Origin of the sequence: Mesorhizobium sp. WSM4935 (genome assembly GCF_029625735.1) — a bacterium.
Classification (GTDB): Bacteria; Pseudomonadota; Alphaproteobacteria; order Rhizobiales; family Rhizobiaceae; genus Mesorhizobium.
The window spans coordinates 62,686-79,249 of record NZ_JARTVR010000017.1; the positions used below are offsets into that span (position 1 = coordinate 62,686).

General features: G+C 63.8%; 20 protein-coding genes and 1 pseudogene. 13 read left to right on the top strand and 8 right to left on the bottom strand.

Annotated features, from left to right (window positions below; translation table 11 throughout):
• Positions 1 to 87 precede the first annotated feature (87 nt).
• The 6 genes from efp to P9273_RS27740 all read left to right on the top strand — a co-directional run bounded on the left by efp (position 88) and on the right by P9273_RS27740 (position 5,536).
• A complete protein-coding gene (gene efp / locus P9273_RS27715) occupies positions 88 to 654 on the top strand; it encodes an elongation factor P (RefSeq protein WP_278051616.1) in 567 nt (188 codons plus the stop codon).
• Positions 655 to 745: 91 nt separating this feature from the next.
• Entirely contained in the window at positions 746 to 1,546 is an 801-nt protein-coding gene (locus P9273_RS27720; RefSeq protein ID WP_041004670.1) for an inositol monophosphatase family protein, read from the top strand.
• A 212-nt stretch (positions 1,547 to 1,758) separates the two neighbouring features.
• Positions 1,759 to 2,463 (top strand): PAQR family membrane homeostasis protein TrhA, encoded by a 705-nt coding sequence (gene trhA, locus P9273_RS27725; protein ID WP_278051617.1) that lies wholly within the window; start codon positions 1,759 to 1,761, stop codon positions 2,461 to 2,463.
• Positions 2,464 to 2,703: 240 nt separating this feature from the next.
• A complete protein-coding gene (locus P9273_RS27730) occupies positions 2,704 to 3,723 on the top strand; it encodes a MotA/TolQ/ExbB proton channel family protein (protein WP_041004665.1) in 1,020 nt (339 codons plus the stop codon).
• Position 3,724: 1 nt separating this feature from the next.
• On the top strand, positions 3,725 to 4,753 hold the full coding sequence (locus tag P9273_RS27735; RefSeq protein ID WP_041004663.1) for a peptidoglycan -binding protein: 1,029 nt from the start codon (positions 3,725 to 3,727) through the stop codon (positions 4,751 to 4,753).
• Positions 4,754 to 5,107: 354 nt separating this feature from the next.
• Positions 5,108 to 5,536, top strand: a complete 429-nt coding sequence (locus P9273_RS27740; RefSeq protein WP_278051621.1) for a hypothetical protein — start codon at positions 5,108 to 5,110, stop codon at positions 5,534 to 5,536.
• Positions 5,537 to 5,611: 75 nt separating this feature from the next.
• On the opposite strand, the gene P9273_RS27745 is transcribed toward P9273_RS27740, so the two are convergent.
• The gene (locus tag P9273_RS27745; protein WP_278051622.1) at positions 5,612 to 5,965 is read right to left on the bottom strand and encodes a DUF1304 domain-containing protein; all 354 of its coding nucleotides are present in this window, start codon (positions 5,963 to 5,965) and stop codon (positions 5,612 to 5,614) included.
• Positions 5,966 to 6,128: 163 nt separating this feature from the next.
• Here P9273_RS27745 and P9273_RS27750 point away from each other — a divergent pair, with 163 nt between their 5' ends.
• Positions 6,129 to 7,613, top strand: a complete 1,485-nt coding sequence (locus P9273_RS27750) for a carboxypeptidase M32 (protein WP_278051625.1) — start codon at positions 6,129 to 6,131, stop codon at positions 7,611 to 7,613.
• Positions 7,614 to 7,649: 36 nt separating this feature from the next.
• Here P9273_RS27750 and P9273_RS27755 read toward each other — a convergent pair whose 3' ends face one another.
• Entirely contained in the window at positions 7,650 to 9,452 is a 1,803-nt protein-coding gene (locus P9273_RS27755) for an ABC transporter transmembrane domain-containing protein (RefSeq protein ID WP_278051626.1), read from the bottom strand.
• A 206-nt stretch (positions 9,453 to 9,658) separates the two neighbouring features.
• Between P9273_RS27755 and rpmE the strand changes: the two genes are divergently transcribed.
• The gene (rpmE, locus tag P9273_RS27760; protein WP_040974396.1) at positions 9,659 to 9,880 is read left to right on the top strand and encodes a 50S ribosomal protein L31; all 222 of its coding nucleotides are present in this window, start codon (positions 9,659 to 9,661) and stop codon (positions 9,878 to 9,880) included.
• A 174-nt stretch (positions 9,881 to 10,054) separates the two neighbouring features.
• On the opposite strand, the gene P9273_RS27765 is transcribed toward rpmE, so the two are convergent.
• Entirely contained in the window at positions 10,055 to 10,696 is a 642-nt protein-coding gene (locus P9273_RS27765; RefSeq protein WP_278051632.1) for a TetR/AcrR family transcriptional regulator, read from the bottom strand.
• Positions 10,697 to 10,815: 119 nt separating this feature from the next.
• Here P9273_RS27765 and P9273_RS27770 point away from each other — a divergent pair, with 119 nt between their 5' ends.
• The gene (locus P9273_RS27770; protein ID WP_278051634.1) at positions 10,816 to 11,292 is read left to right on the top strand and encodes an anthrone oxygenase family protein; all 477 of its coding nucleotides are present in this window, start codon (positions 10,816 to 10,818) and stop codon (positions 11,290 to 11,292) included.
• 33 nt (positions 11,293 to 11,325) lie between these two features.
• On the opposite strand, the gene P9273_RS27775 is transcribed toward P9273_RS27770, so the two are convergent.
• From P9273_RS27775 to P9273_RS27785, 3 genes are all read right to left on the bottom strand, one after another.
• A complete protein-coding gene (locus tag P9273_RS27775) occupies positions 11,326 to 11,637 on the bottom strand; it encodes a SelT/SelW/SelH family protein (protein WP_278051637.1) in 312 nt (103 codons plus the stop codon).
• A gap of 18 nt (positions 11,638 to 11,655) precedes the next feature.
• Entirely contained in the window at positions 11,656 to 12,405 is a 750-nt protein-coding gene (locus P9273_RS27780; RefSeq protein WP_041004649.1) for a YebC/PmpR family DNA-binding transcriptional regulator, read from the bottom strand.
• A gap of 205 nt (positions 12,406 to 12,610) precedes the next feature.
• A complete protein-coding gene (locus tag P9273_RS27785) occupies positions 12,611 to 12,934 on the bottom strand; it encodes an ArsR/SmtB family transcription factor (RefSeq protein ID WP_278051638.1) in 324 nt (107 codons plus the stop codon).
• 51 nt (positions 12,935 to 12,985) lie between these two features.
• Here P9273_RS27785 and P9273_RS27790 point away from each other — a divergent pair.
• From P9273_RS27790 to P9273_RS27805, 4 genes and pseudogenes are all read left to right on the top strand, one after another.
• A pseudogene (locus tag P9273_RS27790) lies at positions 12,986 to 13,469 on the top strand (SRPBCC domain-containing protein).
• Positions 13,470 to 13,513: 44 nt separating this feature from the next.
• Positions 13,514 to 13,906 (top strand): VOC family protein, encoded by a 393-nt coding sequence (locus P9273_RS27795; RefSeq protein ID WP_278051639.1) that lies wholly within the window; start codon positions 13,514 to 13,516, stop codon positions 13,904 to 13,906.
• Between the two features lie 30 nt (positions 13,907 to 13,936).
• Entirely contained in the window at positions 13,937 to 14,299 is a 363-nt protein-coding gene (locus P9273_RS27800) for a hypothetical protein (RefSeq protein WP_278051640.1), read from the top strand.
• A gap of 25 nt (positions 14,300 to 14,324) precedes the next feature.
• Positions 14,325 to 14,786, top strand: coding sequence for an SRPBCC family protein (locus P9273_RS27805; protein WP_278051642.1), 462 nt, complete (start codon positions 14,325 to 14,327; stop codon positions 14,784 to 14,786).
• A 71-nt stretch (positions 14,787 to 14,857) separates the two neighbouring features.
• Here the strand turns inward: P9273_RS27805 and P9273_RS27810 are convergent, their stop codons facing one another.
• A complete protein-coding gene (locus P9273_RS27810; RefSeq protein WP_041004638.1) occupies positions 14,858 to 15,625 on the bottom strand; it encodes a TerC family protein in 768 nt (255 codons plus the stop codon).
• A gap of 70 nt (positions 15,626 to 15,695) precedes the next feature.
• Positions 15,696 to 16,520, bottom strand: a complete 825-nt coding sequence (locus P9273_RS27815) for a TIGR00282 family metallophosphoesterase (RefSeq protein ID WP_278051643.1) — start codon at positions 16,518 to 16,520, stop codon at positions 15,696 to 15,698.
• Between the last annotated feature and the right edge of the window lie 44 nt (positions 16,521 to 16,564).

Genomic DNA, 16,564 nt, shown 5'->3' on the forward strand with positions numbered 1-16,564 from the left:
CCTCCCTTGCCACTATGCGCGATTTGTGGTCTTGGAGGCGCCAAAGCGCGACCCGCGCGCGAAAAATCTCACTCGGATCAATTCATCATGGCCAAGATCAGTGGCAGCGAAATCCGTCCCGGCTATGTCATCGAGCACGATGGCGGCCTGTGGGTGGCGGTCAAGACCAACACCGTCAAACCCGGCAAGGGCGGCGCCTACAACCAGGTCGAACTGAAGAACCTGATCAGCGGCACCAAGCTCAACGAGCGCTTCCGCTCGGCCGAGACCGTCGAGCAGATCCGGCTCGACCTGAAGGATTTCTCGTTCCTCTACGAACAGGGCGACGCGCTGGTCTTCATGGACACCGAAACCTACGAGCAGCTCGAATTGGCGAAGGACTTCGTCGGCGAGCGCGCCGCCTTCCTGCAGGACGGCATGATGGTGACGGTGCAACTCTATGAAGAGCGGCCGATCGGCATTTCGCTGCCCGACCAGGTGACGCTGACCGTCACCGAGGCCGACCCGGTGGTGCGGGGCCAGACGGCAGCCTCGTCCTACAAGCCGGCGGTGCTGGAGAACGGCATCCGCGTGCTGGTGCCGCCCTTCATCTCGGCCGGCGAGCGCATCGTCGTCGACACCAACGAAATCACCTATATGCGCCGCGCGGACTGAGCATGATCCCGAAAAGTTGCCGACTTTTCGGAAAAGATCATGCTTCAAGAAAGATAGCCGGCCGGTAGGAAGACAAAGCCAGGAAGAAAAAATGGCGCGTTCCGCTCTCCTCAACGTCATGGTCCAGGCCGCGATGAAGGCCGGCCGCTCGCTGTCGCGCGACTTCGGCGAGGTGCAGAACCTGCAGGTCTCGATGAAGGGACCGGGCGACTATGTCAGCCAGGCCGACCGCAAGGCCGAAGAGATCGTCTTCGCCGAGCTTTCGAAGGCGCGGCCGGGCTACGCCTTCCTGATGGAAGAGCGCGGCGCCGTCGAAGGCGAGGACGCCCAGCACCGCTGGATCGTCGATCCGCTCGACGGCACCACCAACTTCCTGCACGGCATCCCGCTCTTTTCCGTGTCGATCGCGCTCGAGCGCCAGGGCCAGATCGTCGCCGGCGTCGTCTACAATCCGGCGATGGACGAGCTCTACACGGCCGAGCGCGGCGGCGGCGCCTTCATGAACGACCGTCGCCTGCGCGTTGCCGGGCGCTCCAAGCTGACCGACGCGGTGATCGGCTGCGGCGTGCCGCATCTCGGCCGCAGCCTGCATGGCAATTTCCTGATCGAGCTGCGCAACGTCATGGCTGAAGTCTCCGGCGTTCGCCGCCTGGGCTCCGCCGCGCTCGATCTCGCCTATGTCGCGGCCGGGCGCATGGATGGTTTCTGGGAAACCGGCCTGTCGTCCTGGGACATCGCCGCCGGCATCCTTCTGGTCCGCGAGGCCGGCGGGTTCGTTTCGGACATGGATGGCGCACAGGGCATGCTGGACAGCGGCGAGGTCGTCGCCGGCAACGAGATTATCCAGCGCGCGCTGCTTAAGACCGTGAAGAAGCCGTTGGCCGCTCGCTGACCAACGCAGTCGCCCAGAAGTGTGCAGCGGTTCTGAGACAACGACATGCATAAAACGAAGACTTAAAGCGCGTCGCCTGAACGGGTTCAGCGCGACGCGCTTTCAGGCGCCCTTTGCGCGTCGAAAGGACGCGCGGCTTTGGTCGCAAAACCGCAACTGAAGCTTGAAATAATGGTCCGCAAGCGCCCAGATTAGGCGTTGCAGGACCATTCATGAACGACGCCCGGCCGGATACCCAGCTTGAAATTCCCCTCGAAATCCCCTTTGTGGGGCGCTGGCACTATTCGCGCGCCGAAATGATCGCCGACGGCATCGTTCACGCGGTGGGCATCGTGCTGGCGATCGCCGCCGGCTCGGCTTTTCTGGCCTTGGCCGCCTTCCATTCCGGCCCCGGCGAATATGTCGCCGCGGTGTTCTATGTGGTGTCGCTGCTCACCGTGCTCTCGGTTTCGCTGGCCTATAATCTGTGGCCGGTGTCCTGGCCGGCGAAATGGATCCTGCGCCGTTTCGACCATGCCGCGATCTATCTGCTGATCGCCGCCACCTACACCCCCTTCCTCGCCCAGCTCGACAACTCGCCCCTGGCGTTGTCCATGATCGTCACCGTGTGGAGCGCGGCGGCGGCGGGCATCGCCATCAAAATGTTCCTGCCCGGCCGCTACGACCGGCTGGCCATCGTCTTTTATCTCGCAATCGGCTGGAGCGGCGTGGTGCTCGCCGGACCGCTGGTCCGGACGCTGCCGACGACCTCGGTGGCGCTGCTCGTCGCCGGCGGCATCGTCTATTCCTTGGGCGTCATCTTCTTTGCCTGGAAGGGACTTCGCTTCCACAACGCCGTCTGGCACGGCTTCGTCGTCACCGGCGCCGGCCTGCATTTGGCCGCCATGGTCGATTGCCTGGTCGTCAACCGGTTCTAGAGCGGCTAATGCATGTCTCCCGAAAGTGGGAACCGGTTTCGGGATATGCGTAAAATCAAAAACCTAAAGCGCATGGAGCGAATCTGAACGATCGCGACGCGCTTTAGGTCCGGCGCCTTCCGTCCGGAAGTGCACCAAAGCAGGGGCGCGGGCAATATTGCCAAGCGCCATTCAATTTGGTCACAATTCCGTTTAGAGTCGCGGCAATTCTGCGGCGGTGGCATCGGAAACGGGGCACGGATGGCTTTTCTCAGATCCTTCGGCAGGCGATCGGACGTCCTGGTTTACGATCCGCACAAGCTGTCCAGCCCGCAGGTCTTCCTGCTCAGCATGGTGATCTTCCTGATCATCGTCGCCTTCATTGCCGCTATCCTCACCCGCCAGATCTCGACCGCCTTCTCCAGCAATCCGGGCCTCAACGGCCTGATCATCGGCGTGCTCGCGGTGGGCATCCTGCTCGCCTTTGCCCAGGTCGGCCGGCTTTTCCGGGAAGTGCGCTGGGTCAACTCCTTCCGCGCCGGCTCCGAAACCACCGAGCCGGTGCTCTTGGCGCCGATGAAGGCGATGATCGGCCGCTCGTCGACGATCGCGTTTTCGACCTCATCGATGCGCACGATGCTCGATTCCATCGCCACCCGCCTCGACGAGAGCCGCGACACCTCGCGCTATCTGGTCGGCCTGCTTGTGTTCCTCGGCCTGCTCGGCACCTTCTGGGGTCTGCTCAACACCATCGCCTCGATCCGCGAGACGATCGAGGCGCTGGACCCGGGCACCGGCGACGCCGCCGCCGTGCTCGATGCGCTGAAGCAGGGCCTGTCGGCGCCGCTCGCCGGTATGGGCACCGCGTTTTCGTCCTCGCTGTTCGGCCTTTCCGGCTCGCTCGTGCTCGGCTTCCTCGACCTGCAGGCCGGCCGCGCCCAGACCCGCTTCTACACGGAGCTCGAGAACTGGCTGTCCTCGGTCACCGACCTGTCGTCGGACATCGTCGTGTCCGAGACCTCGAAGGCCGCCGAATCCTCCGAGGACATCCGTCTCTTATCGGAGCGGCTGCGCAGCCTGCAGGAGAATGGCGGCTCCAATCCGCGCGTCGCCACCGCCATGGCCAATCTCGCCGACGGCATCTCCGGACTGGTGAAGAACATGCGCTCCGAGCAGCAGATCATGCGCGACTGGGTCGAGGCCCAGTCCGACGAGCAGAAGGCCATGCGCAACACGTTGGAAAAGATCGCCGACGCGCTGAAGAAGCAAGGAGTCCACTGACGTGGCGCTGGCAAGACGACGCGCCGACCGCCGCATCGACTACTGGCCGGGCTTTGTCGACGCCTTGTCGACGCTGCTGCTTGCCATCATGTTCCTGCTCACCGTCTTCGTGCTGGCGCAGTTCCTGCTCAGCCGCGAGATCTCCGGCAAGGACGCGGTGCTGAACCGCCTCAACTCGCAGATCAACGAACTGACCCAGCTCCTCGCGCTGGAACGCACGAACAGCCAGGACAAGGAGGATTCGCTCGCCAACCTGCAGGCGTCGCTGTCGGCCGCGCAAGCCGAAAAGAGCCGCCTCGAACAATTGCTGGCGCAGGGCGCCGGCGCGGGCGACGCGGCCAACAAGCGGGCGGACCAGCTTTCCGGCGAGCTCAGCAACCAGCGCCAGATCAGCCAGCAGGCGCTGAGCCAGGTCGAGATCCTCAACCAGCAGATCGCAGCGCTGCGCAAGCAGATCGCGGCGCTCGAGGACGCGCTCAACGTCTCCGAGCAGCGTGACCAGGAGTCCAACACCAAGATCGCCGACCTCGGCCGCCGCCTGAATGTCGCGCTGGCGCAGCGCGTCCAGGAGCTCAACCGCTACCGCTCCGACTTCTTCGGCCGGCTGCGCGAGATCCTCGCCGACCGCGAGAACATCCGTATCGTCGGCGACCGTTTCGTCTTCCAGTCGGAAGTGCTGTTCCCGACCGGCTCCGACGTGATCAACGACGCCGGCAAGGTCGAGATGAAGAAGCTCGCCGACGCCATCATCGAATTGCAGAAGGAAATCCCGCCCGAGATCAACTGGGTGCTGCGCGTCGACGGCCACACCGACAACAAACCGCTGTCCGGCACCGGCCGCTATCGCGACAACTGGGAACTGTCGACCGCGCGCGCCACCTCGGTGGTGAAATTCCTGATCGAGAACGGCGTGCCGGCCAACCGGCTGGTGGCCGCCGGCTTCGGCGAGTTCCAGCCGCTCGATCCGGCCGACACAGACGAGGCGCGCAGCAAGAACCGCCGCATCGAACTGAAGCTCACCGAACGGTGATTGAAGCATGTCTCTCGAAAGTGGGAACCGGTTTCGGGACAAAGACATGCGTAGAATCAAAGTCCTAAAGCGCAGGGAGCGAATCTGAAAGAGCGCGACGCGCTTTAGGATCACGGCAGGTCACGGGAAGTTGTTCGTCGGCTGAATACTTAGAATGCCAAGTCCCATCGACAAGGCCTGAAAACATTATCTTTTTTTAATTACACATCGCAAATCGAAGCACCTAATTTGCTGCGCAGGGCCGGGAACCGCCGGCGATGCCTCCCATCGCGACGCGACGGAACTGGACGGCCCCTGAACGTCGGAAGGTTAGCGGCGCGACCGCTTCCTTCCTTGGCAGGAGGATGCGCCGTCATGCGCGCTTCAACATCTCTCAAGACTGTAACCCTGGCTGCCGCACTGATTGCGGCCCCCCTCGCCGGCGCCTATGCGGCCGGACATCACAGGGGCGGTGCTCTCGACACGCCCGATCCGACCGACATGACCGGACCGCGTGTGATCGGCCTGCTCGATCAGGTCAAGGGCGTGGATCAGGGCATCACCGACGCCCGGCAGGCAAACAACATTTCGGCTGCCGAAGCGCAGCAGCTGCATATGCGCGCCGCGCGCATCAGCCAGGCCGCGGAGCGTGTCGCCGCTTCCGATCACGGCAGGATCCCGTCCGCGCAATACCATGAGCTGCTGCGCCGCCTCGACAATGTCGACCAGAAGCTGATGAACGACACCGGCAGCGGCTTCATGATGGGCGACGGCTCCGACGGCGGCAATTATCCGAACGGCTAGAGCATTTGCTCTGATCACAGAGGAAGGGACCAATTGGCGCCCGCGGCACCTGGCCCCGAGGGCGTCCTTTTTGTCTCAAAGGCCAAGCCAAAGCGCGACGATGGCGAGCGCTGCCGGCACCGTCTGGATGAAGAGGATCTTGCGGCCCACGGTCGCGGCGCCGTAGAGGCCGGCTATCGCGACGCAGAGCAGGAAGAACATCTCGATCTGGAATCCGCCGGCGCCGAGATAGAGACCCCAGAGCAGCCCGGCGGCGAGGAAGCCGTTATAGAGCCCCTGATTGGCGGCAAGCACTTTCGAGGCGCTGGCGAATTCCGGCGTCAGGCCGAACGCCTTTTGGCCGCGCGGCGTGTCCCAAAGCACCATCTCCAGATAGACGATATAGCAATGGATCAGCGCCACCAGCCCGACGAGGATATTGCCGATCATCATCCCCTCCGGCAGTTCGTTTCAGGCATTGATCACGCAGTCGCCTCACAAGGCAAGACGGCCCGATCCCTCGACGGCTGATCCATTGTCGGCTGGTCAGGGTTGCCAAGCTCGACGCCTTGGTATCTTTTCGCGCCAGCCAAATTGAAGCTCGGAATCCATCATGTCCTTCCAGAAACTCGACGACCTCGGCCACAAGCTCGAAGCGCTGGAGCACGCTTTGGCCATCCTCGGCGCCGACGAGGCGACGCATATGGCGGTCGGCGGCGGCGAAAAGCGCGCCGAGGCGATGTCCTCGCTTGCCGGCATGCTGCATCGCCAGGCAACCGCGCCGGAGATCGGCGACTGGATCGCCGCGGCCGAAGCCGAGCCGCTGAGCGACGAGCAGCAGGCGGCGGTCAGGGAACTCCGCCGCCAATACACCAACCTCACCTGCCTGCCGGCCGAGTTCGTCGAGCGCCAGACCGTGGCGCGCATGCGCTCCGAACAGCTCTGGCGCGACCTGCGCGCCAAGAACGATTGGGCGGGCTTCCTGCCGGCGCTGGAAGGTGTCGTGGCCCTGGTGCGCGAGGAAGCCGCCATGCGTGCCGATGCGCTCCGCCTCGCTCCCTATGACGCGCTGATGGAGCAGTATGATCCCGGTAACCGCGCCGCCGATATCACGCCGGTGTTTGCCGAGCTGAAGGCTTTCCTCAGGGACTTCCTGCCGAATGCGCTGGCCGTGCAGGATGCGCGGCTGGCAAAACACCCGTTGAAGCCGCTGTCGGGCAGCTATGCCGTCGAGAAGCAGCGCGAGCTCGGCCTTGCCATGATGGCGGCCGTCGGCTTCGACCTCACCCATGGCTCGCTGTCGGTGTCGCACCATCCCTTCTGCGGCGGCGTGCCGACCGACGTGCGCATCACCACCCGCTACAAGACCTCCGACTTTTTGTCGGCGCTGATGGGCGTGCTGCACGAGACCGGCCACGCGCTCTACGAGCAGAACCTGCCGAAAGCCTGGTCGCATTGGCCGCTCGGCAAGGCGCGCGGCATGGCCGTGCATGAGAGCCAGAGCCTGTTCGTCGAAAAGCAGATCGGCCGCAACCCCGCCTTCTGGCACTGGGCGCTGCCGGTGATCGAAAAACATCTCGGCGAAGCCTGGTCGCTCGCCGACATCCTGCCGCATGTCCACCATGTGGAGCGCGGCCTGATCCGCGTCGACGCCGACGAAGTCACCTATCCGCTGCATGTCATCCTGCGTTACGAGCTTGAGCAGGAGCTCGTCGCCGGCCGGCTGGAGGTCGCCGACCTGCCCGAGGCATGGGACGCCAAGATGCGCGACTATCTTGGGCTCACGACCATCGACAACCCGGCCGACGGGCCGATGCAGGACGTGCACTGGCCGGGCGCCGCCTTTGGCTATTTCCCCTCCTACACGCTGGGCGCCATGATGGCGGCGCAGCAATGGGCGGCACTGACCAGGGAACATCCTTCCGCCGACGACGATCTTGCCAAAGGCGATTTCAGCGCCGTCAACGAGTGGCGCCGCGCAAAGATCTGGTCGCAGGGCTCGCGCTGGTCGACGCCGGACCTGCTCGAGCGCGCCACCGGCGAGAAGCTCAACGCCGTTTACTTCACGGAGCACCTGCGCAAGCGCTACGGCAACTGATGCAAGGCGGTTCGAAACCAGCCGGGTGCGGCGTGGCTACTCCGCCGCGCCCTTGAAGGCGTCGGCACCCGTCTCGAACTGCAGCTTGGCGAGCCGCGCATAGGTGCCGCCTTTCGCGACAAGGCTCTGATGCGTGCCTTCCTCGACGATGCGCCCGCCTTCCATGACGAGGATCCGGTCGGCCTTGAGCACCGTCGCCAGCCGGTGCGCGATGACGATGGTGGTGCGGCCGCGCATCAGCCGCTCCAGCGCCCTTTGCACCAGCGTTTCGCTCTCGGCGTCGAGCGCCGAGGTCGCTTCGTCGAGAAGAAGGATCGGCGCGTCGCGCAGGATGGCGCGGGCGATCGCGATGCGCTGGCGCTGTCCGCCCGACAGCGTCACGCCGCGCTCGCCGACCTGGCTGTCATAGCCCTTGTCGAGCTTTGCGATGAATTCGTCGGCAAGGGCCGCCTTGGCCGCGGCCTCGATCTCGGCGTCGCTGGCGCCTTGCCGGCCGAAGCCGATATTGTCGGCAGCGCTCGCCGCGAAGATGGTGACGTCCTGCGGCACGATCGCGATGCGCTGGCGGATGGCGGCCGGATCGGCCTCGCGCAGATCGACGCCGTCGATGACGACGCGACCGCTCTCGGGATCGTAGAAGCGCAGGATCAGCGAGAAGACGGTGCTTTTGCCGGCGCCCGAAGGCCCGACGATCGCCACCGTCTCGCCGGGCTTCACCTGGAAGCTCAGGCCATGCACGGCGGCGCGGTCCGGCCGCGCCGGATAGGAGAAGGAGACGTCGTCGAAGCTGATCGTGCCCTTGGCCGTGGCCGGCAACGGAACGGGGTTGGTCGGCCGCCGGATCGTCGGTGTCTCGGCCAGGATCTCGGTCAGCCGCTCGGCGGCGCCCGCCGCCTGCGACAGCTCGCTCCAGACCTCCGACAGCGCGCCGAGCGCGCCGGCGGCGAAGACCGAATAGAGCAGGAACTGGCTGAGCGTGCCCGGCGACAGCGTGCCGGCAAGCACGTCGCGCGAGCCGAACCACAGCACCGCCACCACCGAGGAGAAGATCATGAAGATGGCGAAGAAGGTGAGGAACGATCGCGCGAACACCGAGGCCCGCGCCGCCTCGAAGGCAGCGTCGACGGCGTCCGCAAAACGTCCGGTGACCAGTTTCTCGTTGGTGAAGGCCTGCAGCGTGCGCACCGCGCCGATCTGCTCGCTGGCATAGGCGGTGGCGTCGGCGAGCGTATCCTGTGCTTGCCGCGACTTGCGCCGCACCGAACGGCCGAAAGCGACCAACGGCAGCACGATCACCGGGATCGCCACGAGCACGAGGCCGGAGAGTTTCGGACTGGTGACGACCATCATCGCCACCGCGCCGAGGCCGAGGATGAGGTTGCGCAGCGCGACCGAGGCGGTTGCGCCGACCGCCGACTTCACCTGCGTGGTGTCGGCGGCAAGCCGCGAGACGATCTCGCCCGAATGCGCGCGATCGAAAAAGGCGGGCGACAGTGTCGTGACATGGGAAAAAACGTCGCGGCGGATGTCGGCGACGACCCGCTCGCCGAGCGTGATGACGAAATAGTAGCGGCTGGCCGAGGCGGCCGCGAGCAGTGCCGCCATTGCCACGAGCGCCGCGAAATATTCGGCGATGAAGGTGGAGCCCGAGGCCTGGAAACCGTGGTCGATCATGCGCCGCACGGCCATCGGCAAGGCAAGCGTCGTCACCGCCGCTACGATCAGCGAAATGATGGCGCCAACCGCCAGTTTCCGGTAGCGGGTGATGTAGGGAAAAAGGCTGCGGAGCGGCCGGACCGAGCGTCTGCGCTCGCCTGCACTGGCACCGATTTCCGCCATGAGCGTTTCCTCTGGCCGTTTGGCTGGACCGCGCTTCAATATGCGCCCGCCGCGGCCTTGTGATTCAATTCCGGCTGATGTATAGGCTCGCCGACCGTTTTAGAAGCCGTGGCTTTTCATTAGCTGCGGCTTCGAGTTTTAAAAAGGGGCGCATCGACGCAGGCCATAGGCCCGTCACCAGCGCCGGCAAGCCAGGAAATAAGACAATGAAGGCCGATATCCATCCCGACTACCACACCATCAAGGTCGTCATGACCGACGGCACCGAGTATCTGACCCGTTCGACCTGGGGCAAGGAAGGCGACACGATGAACCTCGACATCGACCCGACCACGCACCCGGCCTGGACCGGCGGCCAGCAGACCCTGCTCGACCGCGGCGGCCGCCTGTCGAAGTTCAAGAAGCGTTTCGAAGGTTTCGGCCTCTAAGCCGGATACATCGGCAGATTTGAAAAACCCGCCTTCGAGGCGGGTTTTTTCTTGGCTGCGCCTGCCCCTATCTCCCCTTGTGGGGAGGTCGGACCGAAGGTCCGGGTGGGGGACTGGCGCTGTCCCCCCGCTGTTGCGCAGTGACCCCTCCCCACGAGGGGAGGGTGGGCGCCATTATGCGCCCACCAGCTCCCTCAGCGCCATGCGCTTGTAGGTCGCGACCAGCCTGTCGCCCTCGTCGCGATCGACCGAGATCGCTAGCCGCACGGCCGCCTCGCCCATCTGCCAGACCAGGAATGCCGTCGTCTCCAGTTCGACCGGATCGGCATCCGGCCTGAGCCGCTTCAGCACCGCGACCAGAAATTCGGCATTGGCGCGGCTGTCGGCCAATTCCAGTTCGCGCAGCGCTTTATCCGCCTGCGTGCCCGACCAGATGTCGCGCATCACCGGCTCGGCCAGGAACAGCCGGTAATAGATATCGACCAGCTCCGAAAATGCCTGCTTCAGGCCTTCGGCATCGCTGACATCCTTCAGCGCCGCCGAAATGCAGGCCTGGCTTTCGGCCGTGTAACGCTCGGCCAGCGCCCAGACGATCGCCCGCTTGTCCGGAAAGAACTGGTAGAGCGAGCCGATCGAAACGCCTGCCCTTTCCGCCACCTCGCCCATTCGCACCGCATCGCTGCCCTGCTCGGCAATCAAGGCCGAGGCGGCGGCAAGCATGCGCTCGACCCGCTCGCGGCTGCGCTGCTGGCTCGGCGACCGGCGCGGCGAAGCGATGGCCGCCTGATCCGGCTTGGTGGTGGCTTTCCCATCCATGGCGCTCTCCAGGCGATTTCCGAAACCGGGCTTGACTCGCAAAATACGAGGGTTTATCACGTTTTGCAAACATGAGGATTTATCATATTTTGCGGCAAACCGGCACCTGGAGCACCAAGATGATGAAACTTCTTCCCACTCTCACCTTCCTCGCCGCGATCGGCTCCGGCGTCGTCGGCGGCGTGTTCTTCGCCTTTTCCAACTTCGTCATGGCAGCGCTTGCCCGGCTGCCCGTCCCAAGCGGCATCGCGGCGATGAATTCGATCAATGTCACGGTGATCACGCCGACCTTCATGACGGCGCTGTTCGGCACCGGCCTCATCTGCCTGGCGTTGATTGCGGCCGTCTTCTTCGGCTGGAGCCAGTCCGGCTCATACTGGCTGCTCGCCGGCGCCGTGATCTATTTCGTCGGCAATCCGGTCGTGACCATGGTCTTCAATGTGCCGCTCAACGATGCTTTGGCCGCCGTCGATCCGGAGAGCGCCAACGGCGCCGCCGTGTGGGCGAACCATCTGAATCAATGGGTGATGTGGAACCACGTCCGCACCATCACTGCCATCGTAGCGATGGCCTGCTTCATCATGGCGCTGATTTGAAAAGCCTCTGACTCAACGCGAAAAGACCCGGCTTCATGCCGGGTCTTTCGTCTTGTGTCCCTTGCGATCGGCATGCCCCAGATCCCGCTCCGGATCGATGACGTCGCGGACCAGCTGCTTCAGCTTCGCCGCGTCCGGAAAGCCGCCGTCGCGCTTGCGCTCCCAGATGAGCTGATCGTTGCAGGCAATGGTGAAGATGCCGCCGGTGCCCGGCACCAGTACCACCTCGCCGAGATCGGTGCCGAAGGTCGAGAGCAGTTCCTGCGCCATCCAGCCGGCCCGCAGCAACCATTGGCATTGCGTGCAGTAGGTAATGCGGATGACGGGCAGCGGCTTCTCGCTCATAGCGGATCGCGTGGCCGGTCAGGCCGCGCTGAGCTTGGCCATCGTCTCGTCGTCGACCTCGAAATTAGCGTAGACGCTCTGCACGTCGTCATCGTCCTCGAGGGTGGCGACCAGCTTCATCAGCGACTGCGCCCGTTCTTCGTCAACCGGGACATTGTTCTGCGGCTGCCAGATCGGCTTGACCGATTCCGCCTCGCCGAGCGCCGCTTCCAGCGACTTCGATACCTCGCCGAGATTTTCGAAGGCGCAATAGATGGTGTGGCCTTCCTCGTCCGATTCCACATCGTCGGCGCCGGCTTCGATCGCGGCTTCCATCACCTTGTCGGCGCTGCCGACCGAGGCCGGGTAATAGATTTCGCCGACACGGTTCCACATGAACGACACCGAGCCGGTTTCGCCGAGCGCTCCGCCGGCCTTGGTGAAGGCGGCGCGCACATTGGAGGCCGAGCGGTTGCGGTTGTCGGTCAGCACTTCCACGATCAGCGCCACGCCGCCGGGACCATAGCCTTCGTAGCGCACGGCCTCGTAGTTTTCGGCATCGCCCGCGGACGCCTTGTTGATGGCGCGCTGGATGTTGTCCTTCGGCATCGACACCGCCTTGGCGTTCTGCACCGCAAGGCGCAGGCGCGGGTTCATCGCCGGGTCCGGCGTGCCGGTCTTGGCCGCGACGGTGATTTCGCGTGCCAGCTTGGAAAACATTTTCGACCGCACCGCGTCCTGACGGCCCTTGCGGTGCATGATGTTCTTGAACTGCGAATGGCCAGCCATGGCACCCCTGTCGTGTTCGGCTAGAGCATCTCGAAGCGAGGTGTCGTCACCGCGTCTTCGGCAAAATGCTCGAATTCAATCTTTTTAGAACGCCCCAAGCATGCCTGGGAAGGCACGCGGCGCTCTTTGTCGGAATGGCTGGCTTATAGATAAATCGGCTCAATTCGTCCAGACGCGCCGTCACTCCGGCGTCAAGCTGGGCCTCTCACTCCTCGAGATCGGACTTCAGCCGGTCGAGAATGCTGATCGCATGGCCGGCATACTGGCTGATCCAGCGGTCGTGGATCTGCTTGATCGGCAAGGCGTTGAGATGGTTCCAGCGCTCGCGCCCCTCGCGCTTCGCCACCACCAGATCGGCCTCCTCCAGCACTTTCAGGTGCATCATCACCGTGCAGCGATCCATGTCCGGGAAAGCCTCGCAAAGCGCGCCGGTGGTCTGCGGCTGATCCTTCAAGCGGTCCAGCAATTCGCGCCGGCGCGGATGCGCCAAGGCCTTGAAAACATGGTCGTCTACGGTTTGGCTTGACATGTTATGTTTCTATAACATATCGTTTCGCGCAGCAAGGAAGGAGCTGTGGATATGTCCCTTGGATTCAGGATTTCCGGGCGCATCGGCAAGCCGGTCGGCGAGGTCTTCGACGCCGTCGTCAACCCGACGAAGCTCAGCGGTTATTTCACCACCATCGGCGGCGCCTCGGCTCCGCTTGTCGCGGGCACCACCGTGACCTGGTGGAAGTCCGTACCGGTCGAGGTCGACGAAGTGAGGAAGGACAAGCGCATCGTGCTGCGCTGGGACGCGACAGACGCCGACGGCAAGCCCGCCTACAAGACCCGCATCGAGATGAATTTCGAGCCGCTGCAGGATGGCGGCACGTTCGTCACCATCGCCGAGCAAGGCTGGCGCGAAGGCGAGGTCGGCCTGAAGAAATCATACCTCAACTGCGAGGGGCTGGTCGCAGATGCTCGCCTGCATGAAGGCCTATCTCGAATACGGCATCAACCTGCGCGACGGCTACTACCGCAGCGAGCTGCGAGGCGAGCCCGCCAACGAGACCAACATCTGAGCCTGACATTCAAGTCTCGATAACCGGCAGGAGGAGGTCGCCCGATGACGAAAGCAACGCCATTCCTGATGTTCGAGGGAAAGGCCGAGGAGGCCATGACCCTCTATTGCGACACCATCCCGGGTAGCCAGGTTCTCGACATCACGCGCTACAGCGCGGGCGAGGATGGGACGGAAGGAACGCTCAAGCTGGCGCGCGCTTTGATCGGCGGCGTCGAGGTCAGGATCTACAACAGCCCCGTGCACCACGCCTTCACCTTCACGCCATCCTTCTCCTTCTTCGTCGACTGTTCTTCGCAAGAGGAGCTTGAGCATATCGTCGGCGTTCTTTCCAGGGACGGTGGCTTCCTGATGCCGACCGGCGACTACGGCTTCAGCCGTCGCTTCGCCTGGCTCAACGACCGCTTCGGCGTCTCCTGGCAGATCAACCTGCCGTAACGACAGCAAACGCAATCCAGGGGATCAGCAATGGACACTGAGATCACCGGCGGCATCAACATCGCCATGAAGGTGCCCTCGCACCAATACGAGGCAACGATCGCCTTCTATCGCGATGTTGTGCGGTTGAAGCCGTTTACGGCCAAGGCGCCGGCGATCGGTTTCGAACTCGGCCCCAATCGCCTCTGGATCGACGAGGCTCCGATGATGAGTCAGGCTGAAATTTGGCTGGAGCTTTTCACGCCGGACTTCAAGACCGCGGCCTCCCATCTTGCCAGGGCCGGTGTCGTGCGCTGCGACACGATAGAGCCTTTGGGTGAAGGTTTTCGTGGCGGCTGGATCACCAACCCGGCCAACATCATTCACCTCGTGCGGGAACCAGATGCTTGGTGAAGCCTGCCAGGGAAAGGAGAACCGCATGGAACTCAAGCAATCTCCCACCGCTGAAGCCGCGATGCTGATCCGTCGGCCCGTCGCCGAGGTCTTCGAGGCGATCGTCGATCCGGCGGTCACCACGAAATTCTGGTTCACGCATTCGAGCGGCCGGCTGGACGAAGGCAAGCTGGTTCAGTGGGAGTGGCGCATGTACGGCGTCTCGACCAAGGTCGAGGTGAGCGAGATCGTCCCCAACGAGAAAATCGTCATGCGCTGGAGCGGTCCGCCGACCACCGTCGTCTGGACCTTCACCAACATGCCGGATGAGGCGACCTTCCTCGAAGTCCGCAATTTCGGCTTCGCCGGTTCCGGCGACGAGCAGGTCAAACAGGCGGTGGATTCGACCGGCGGCTTCTCGCTGGTGCTCGCCGGCGCCAAAGCCTGGCTGGAACAGGGCCTGACGCTCGGCCTGATCGGCGACCGTCACCCGAAGGGCATAAAATGAATTCGTCATGCTAGGGCGGAGCAAGGAGCGAAGCGACGCGCAGACCCTAGAATGACGAAGCTATGCCAGCCTCAGTGCCCGCCGCCCGACCGCTGCTTCTTGCGATGCCTTGCCAGCATGTTGAGGCCTTCGACCAGCGCCGAAAAGCCCATGGCGGCGTAGATGTAGCCCTTGGGCACATGGTAGCCCATGCCGTCGGCGATCAGCGTCATGCCGATCATCAAGAGGAAGCCCAGCGCCAGCATGACGATAGAAGGGTTCCTGGCGATGAAGTTGGCGAGCGGCGTCGCCGCCAGCATCATCACGCTTACCGCCACGATCACCGCGATATACATGATGGCGATCTCGTCGGTCATACCGACGGCGGTGATGATGGAATCGATCGAGAAGACGAGGTCGAGCAACAAGATCTGAAAGATCGCCCCGGCGAGGCTCATCTGCAGCGTGCCGCCGACGATCGTGTCCTGATGGTCCTGCGGGTCGACCGTGTGGTGGATTTCCTTGGTCGCTTTCCAGACCAGGAACAGGCCGCCGGCGATCAGGATCAGGTCGCGCCAGGAAAAGCCGTGGCCGAAGGCGGTGAACACCGGCGTCGTCAATTGCACGATGATCGAGATGGTGGCGAGCAGGATGAGCCGCATGATCAGCGCCGCCGAGATGCCCAGCCGGCGGGCCCGGGCGCGCTGCGCCTCCGGCAGCTTGTTGGTCAGGATCGAGATGAAGATCAGATTGTCGATGCCGAGCACGACCTCGAGCACCACCAGGGTCAAAAGCGCGACCCACGCGGTCGGATCGGAAACAAAGTGAAAGTGCGGCGCCAGGAATTCGACAAGCTGCATGGAGGTCGTCCCCTCTACGATCTAGAGCAGTGTTGCCGGCAATTAGGTACTTTGCACGCTTATATCAATGTCACGACCAGAAGGACGGCGCCGTTTCTTCCAGCCGCGGCCCGCGACGAAACGGCGCGATTTTTTCGGCGAGGCCGGTGCGGTCTGAAATATTGACGCCGACGCCGCAGAGCGTCGCGGGTCCGGACGCCGCCTCGAAACGGCCCTTCGGCACCTTGGAAAGGAACCGGTTGAGCGGCTCTTCCTTGTCCATGCCGAGCGAGGAATCATAATCGCCGCACATGCCGGCATCGGAAATATAGGCGGTGCCGCCATTGAGTATCTGATGGTCGGCGGTCGGCTGATGCGTGTGCGTGCCGACCACCAGGCTGGCGCGGCCGTCGACGAAATGCGCGAAACACATTTTCTCAGAGGTCGCCTCGGCGTGGAAATCGATCACCGCTGCATCCGCCTGCTCGCCGAGCGGACAGGCGGCAAGCTCCCGCTCGCCGGCCTGGAAGGGATCGTCGAGCTCCGGGTGCATGAAGACGCGCCCCATGATGTTGGCGACCAGCACGCGCGCGCCATTGCGGGCGATGTAGACGCCCGAGCCGCGCCCCGGCGTGCCCTTGGGAAAATTCGAAGGGCGCAGGAAGCGCTCCTCGCGCGGCGCGAAGATCAACGCGTCGCGCTGGTCCCAGACATGGTTGCCGGTGGTGACGACATCCGCGCCCGCCGCGAGCGTCTCGCGGAAGATCTCCTCGGTGATGCCGAAACCGCCGGCCGCGTTCTCGCCGTTGACGATGACGAAATCGAGCTTGAAGTCGGAAATCAGCCCCGGCAGCTGTTCCCAGACTGCCGTGCGTCCTGTTTTGCCAACCATGTCGCCGAGGAAGAGAAGTCTCATGCGATCCCGAGCTGAAGCCTGCCAAAGCTGCATGACTTCCGCAA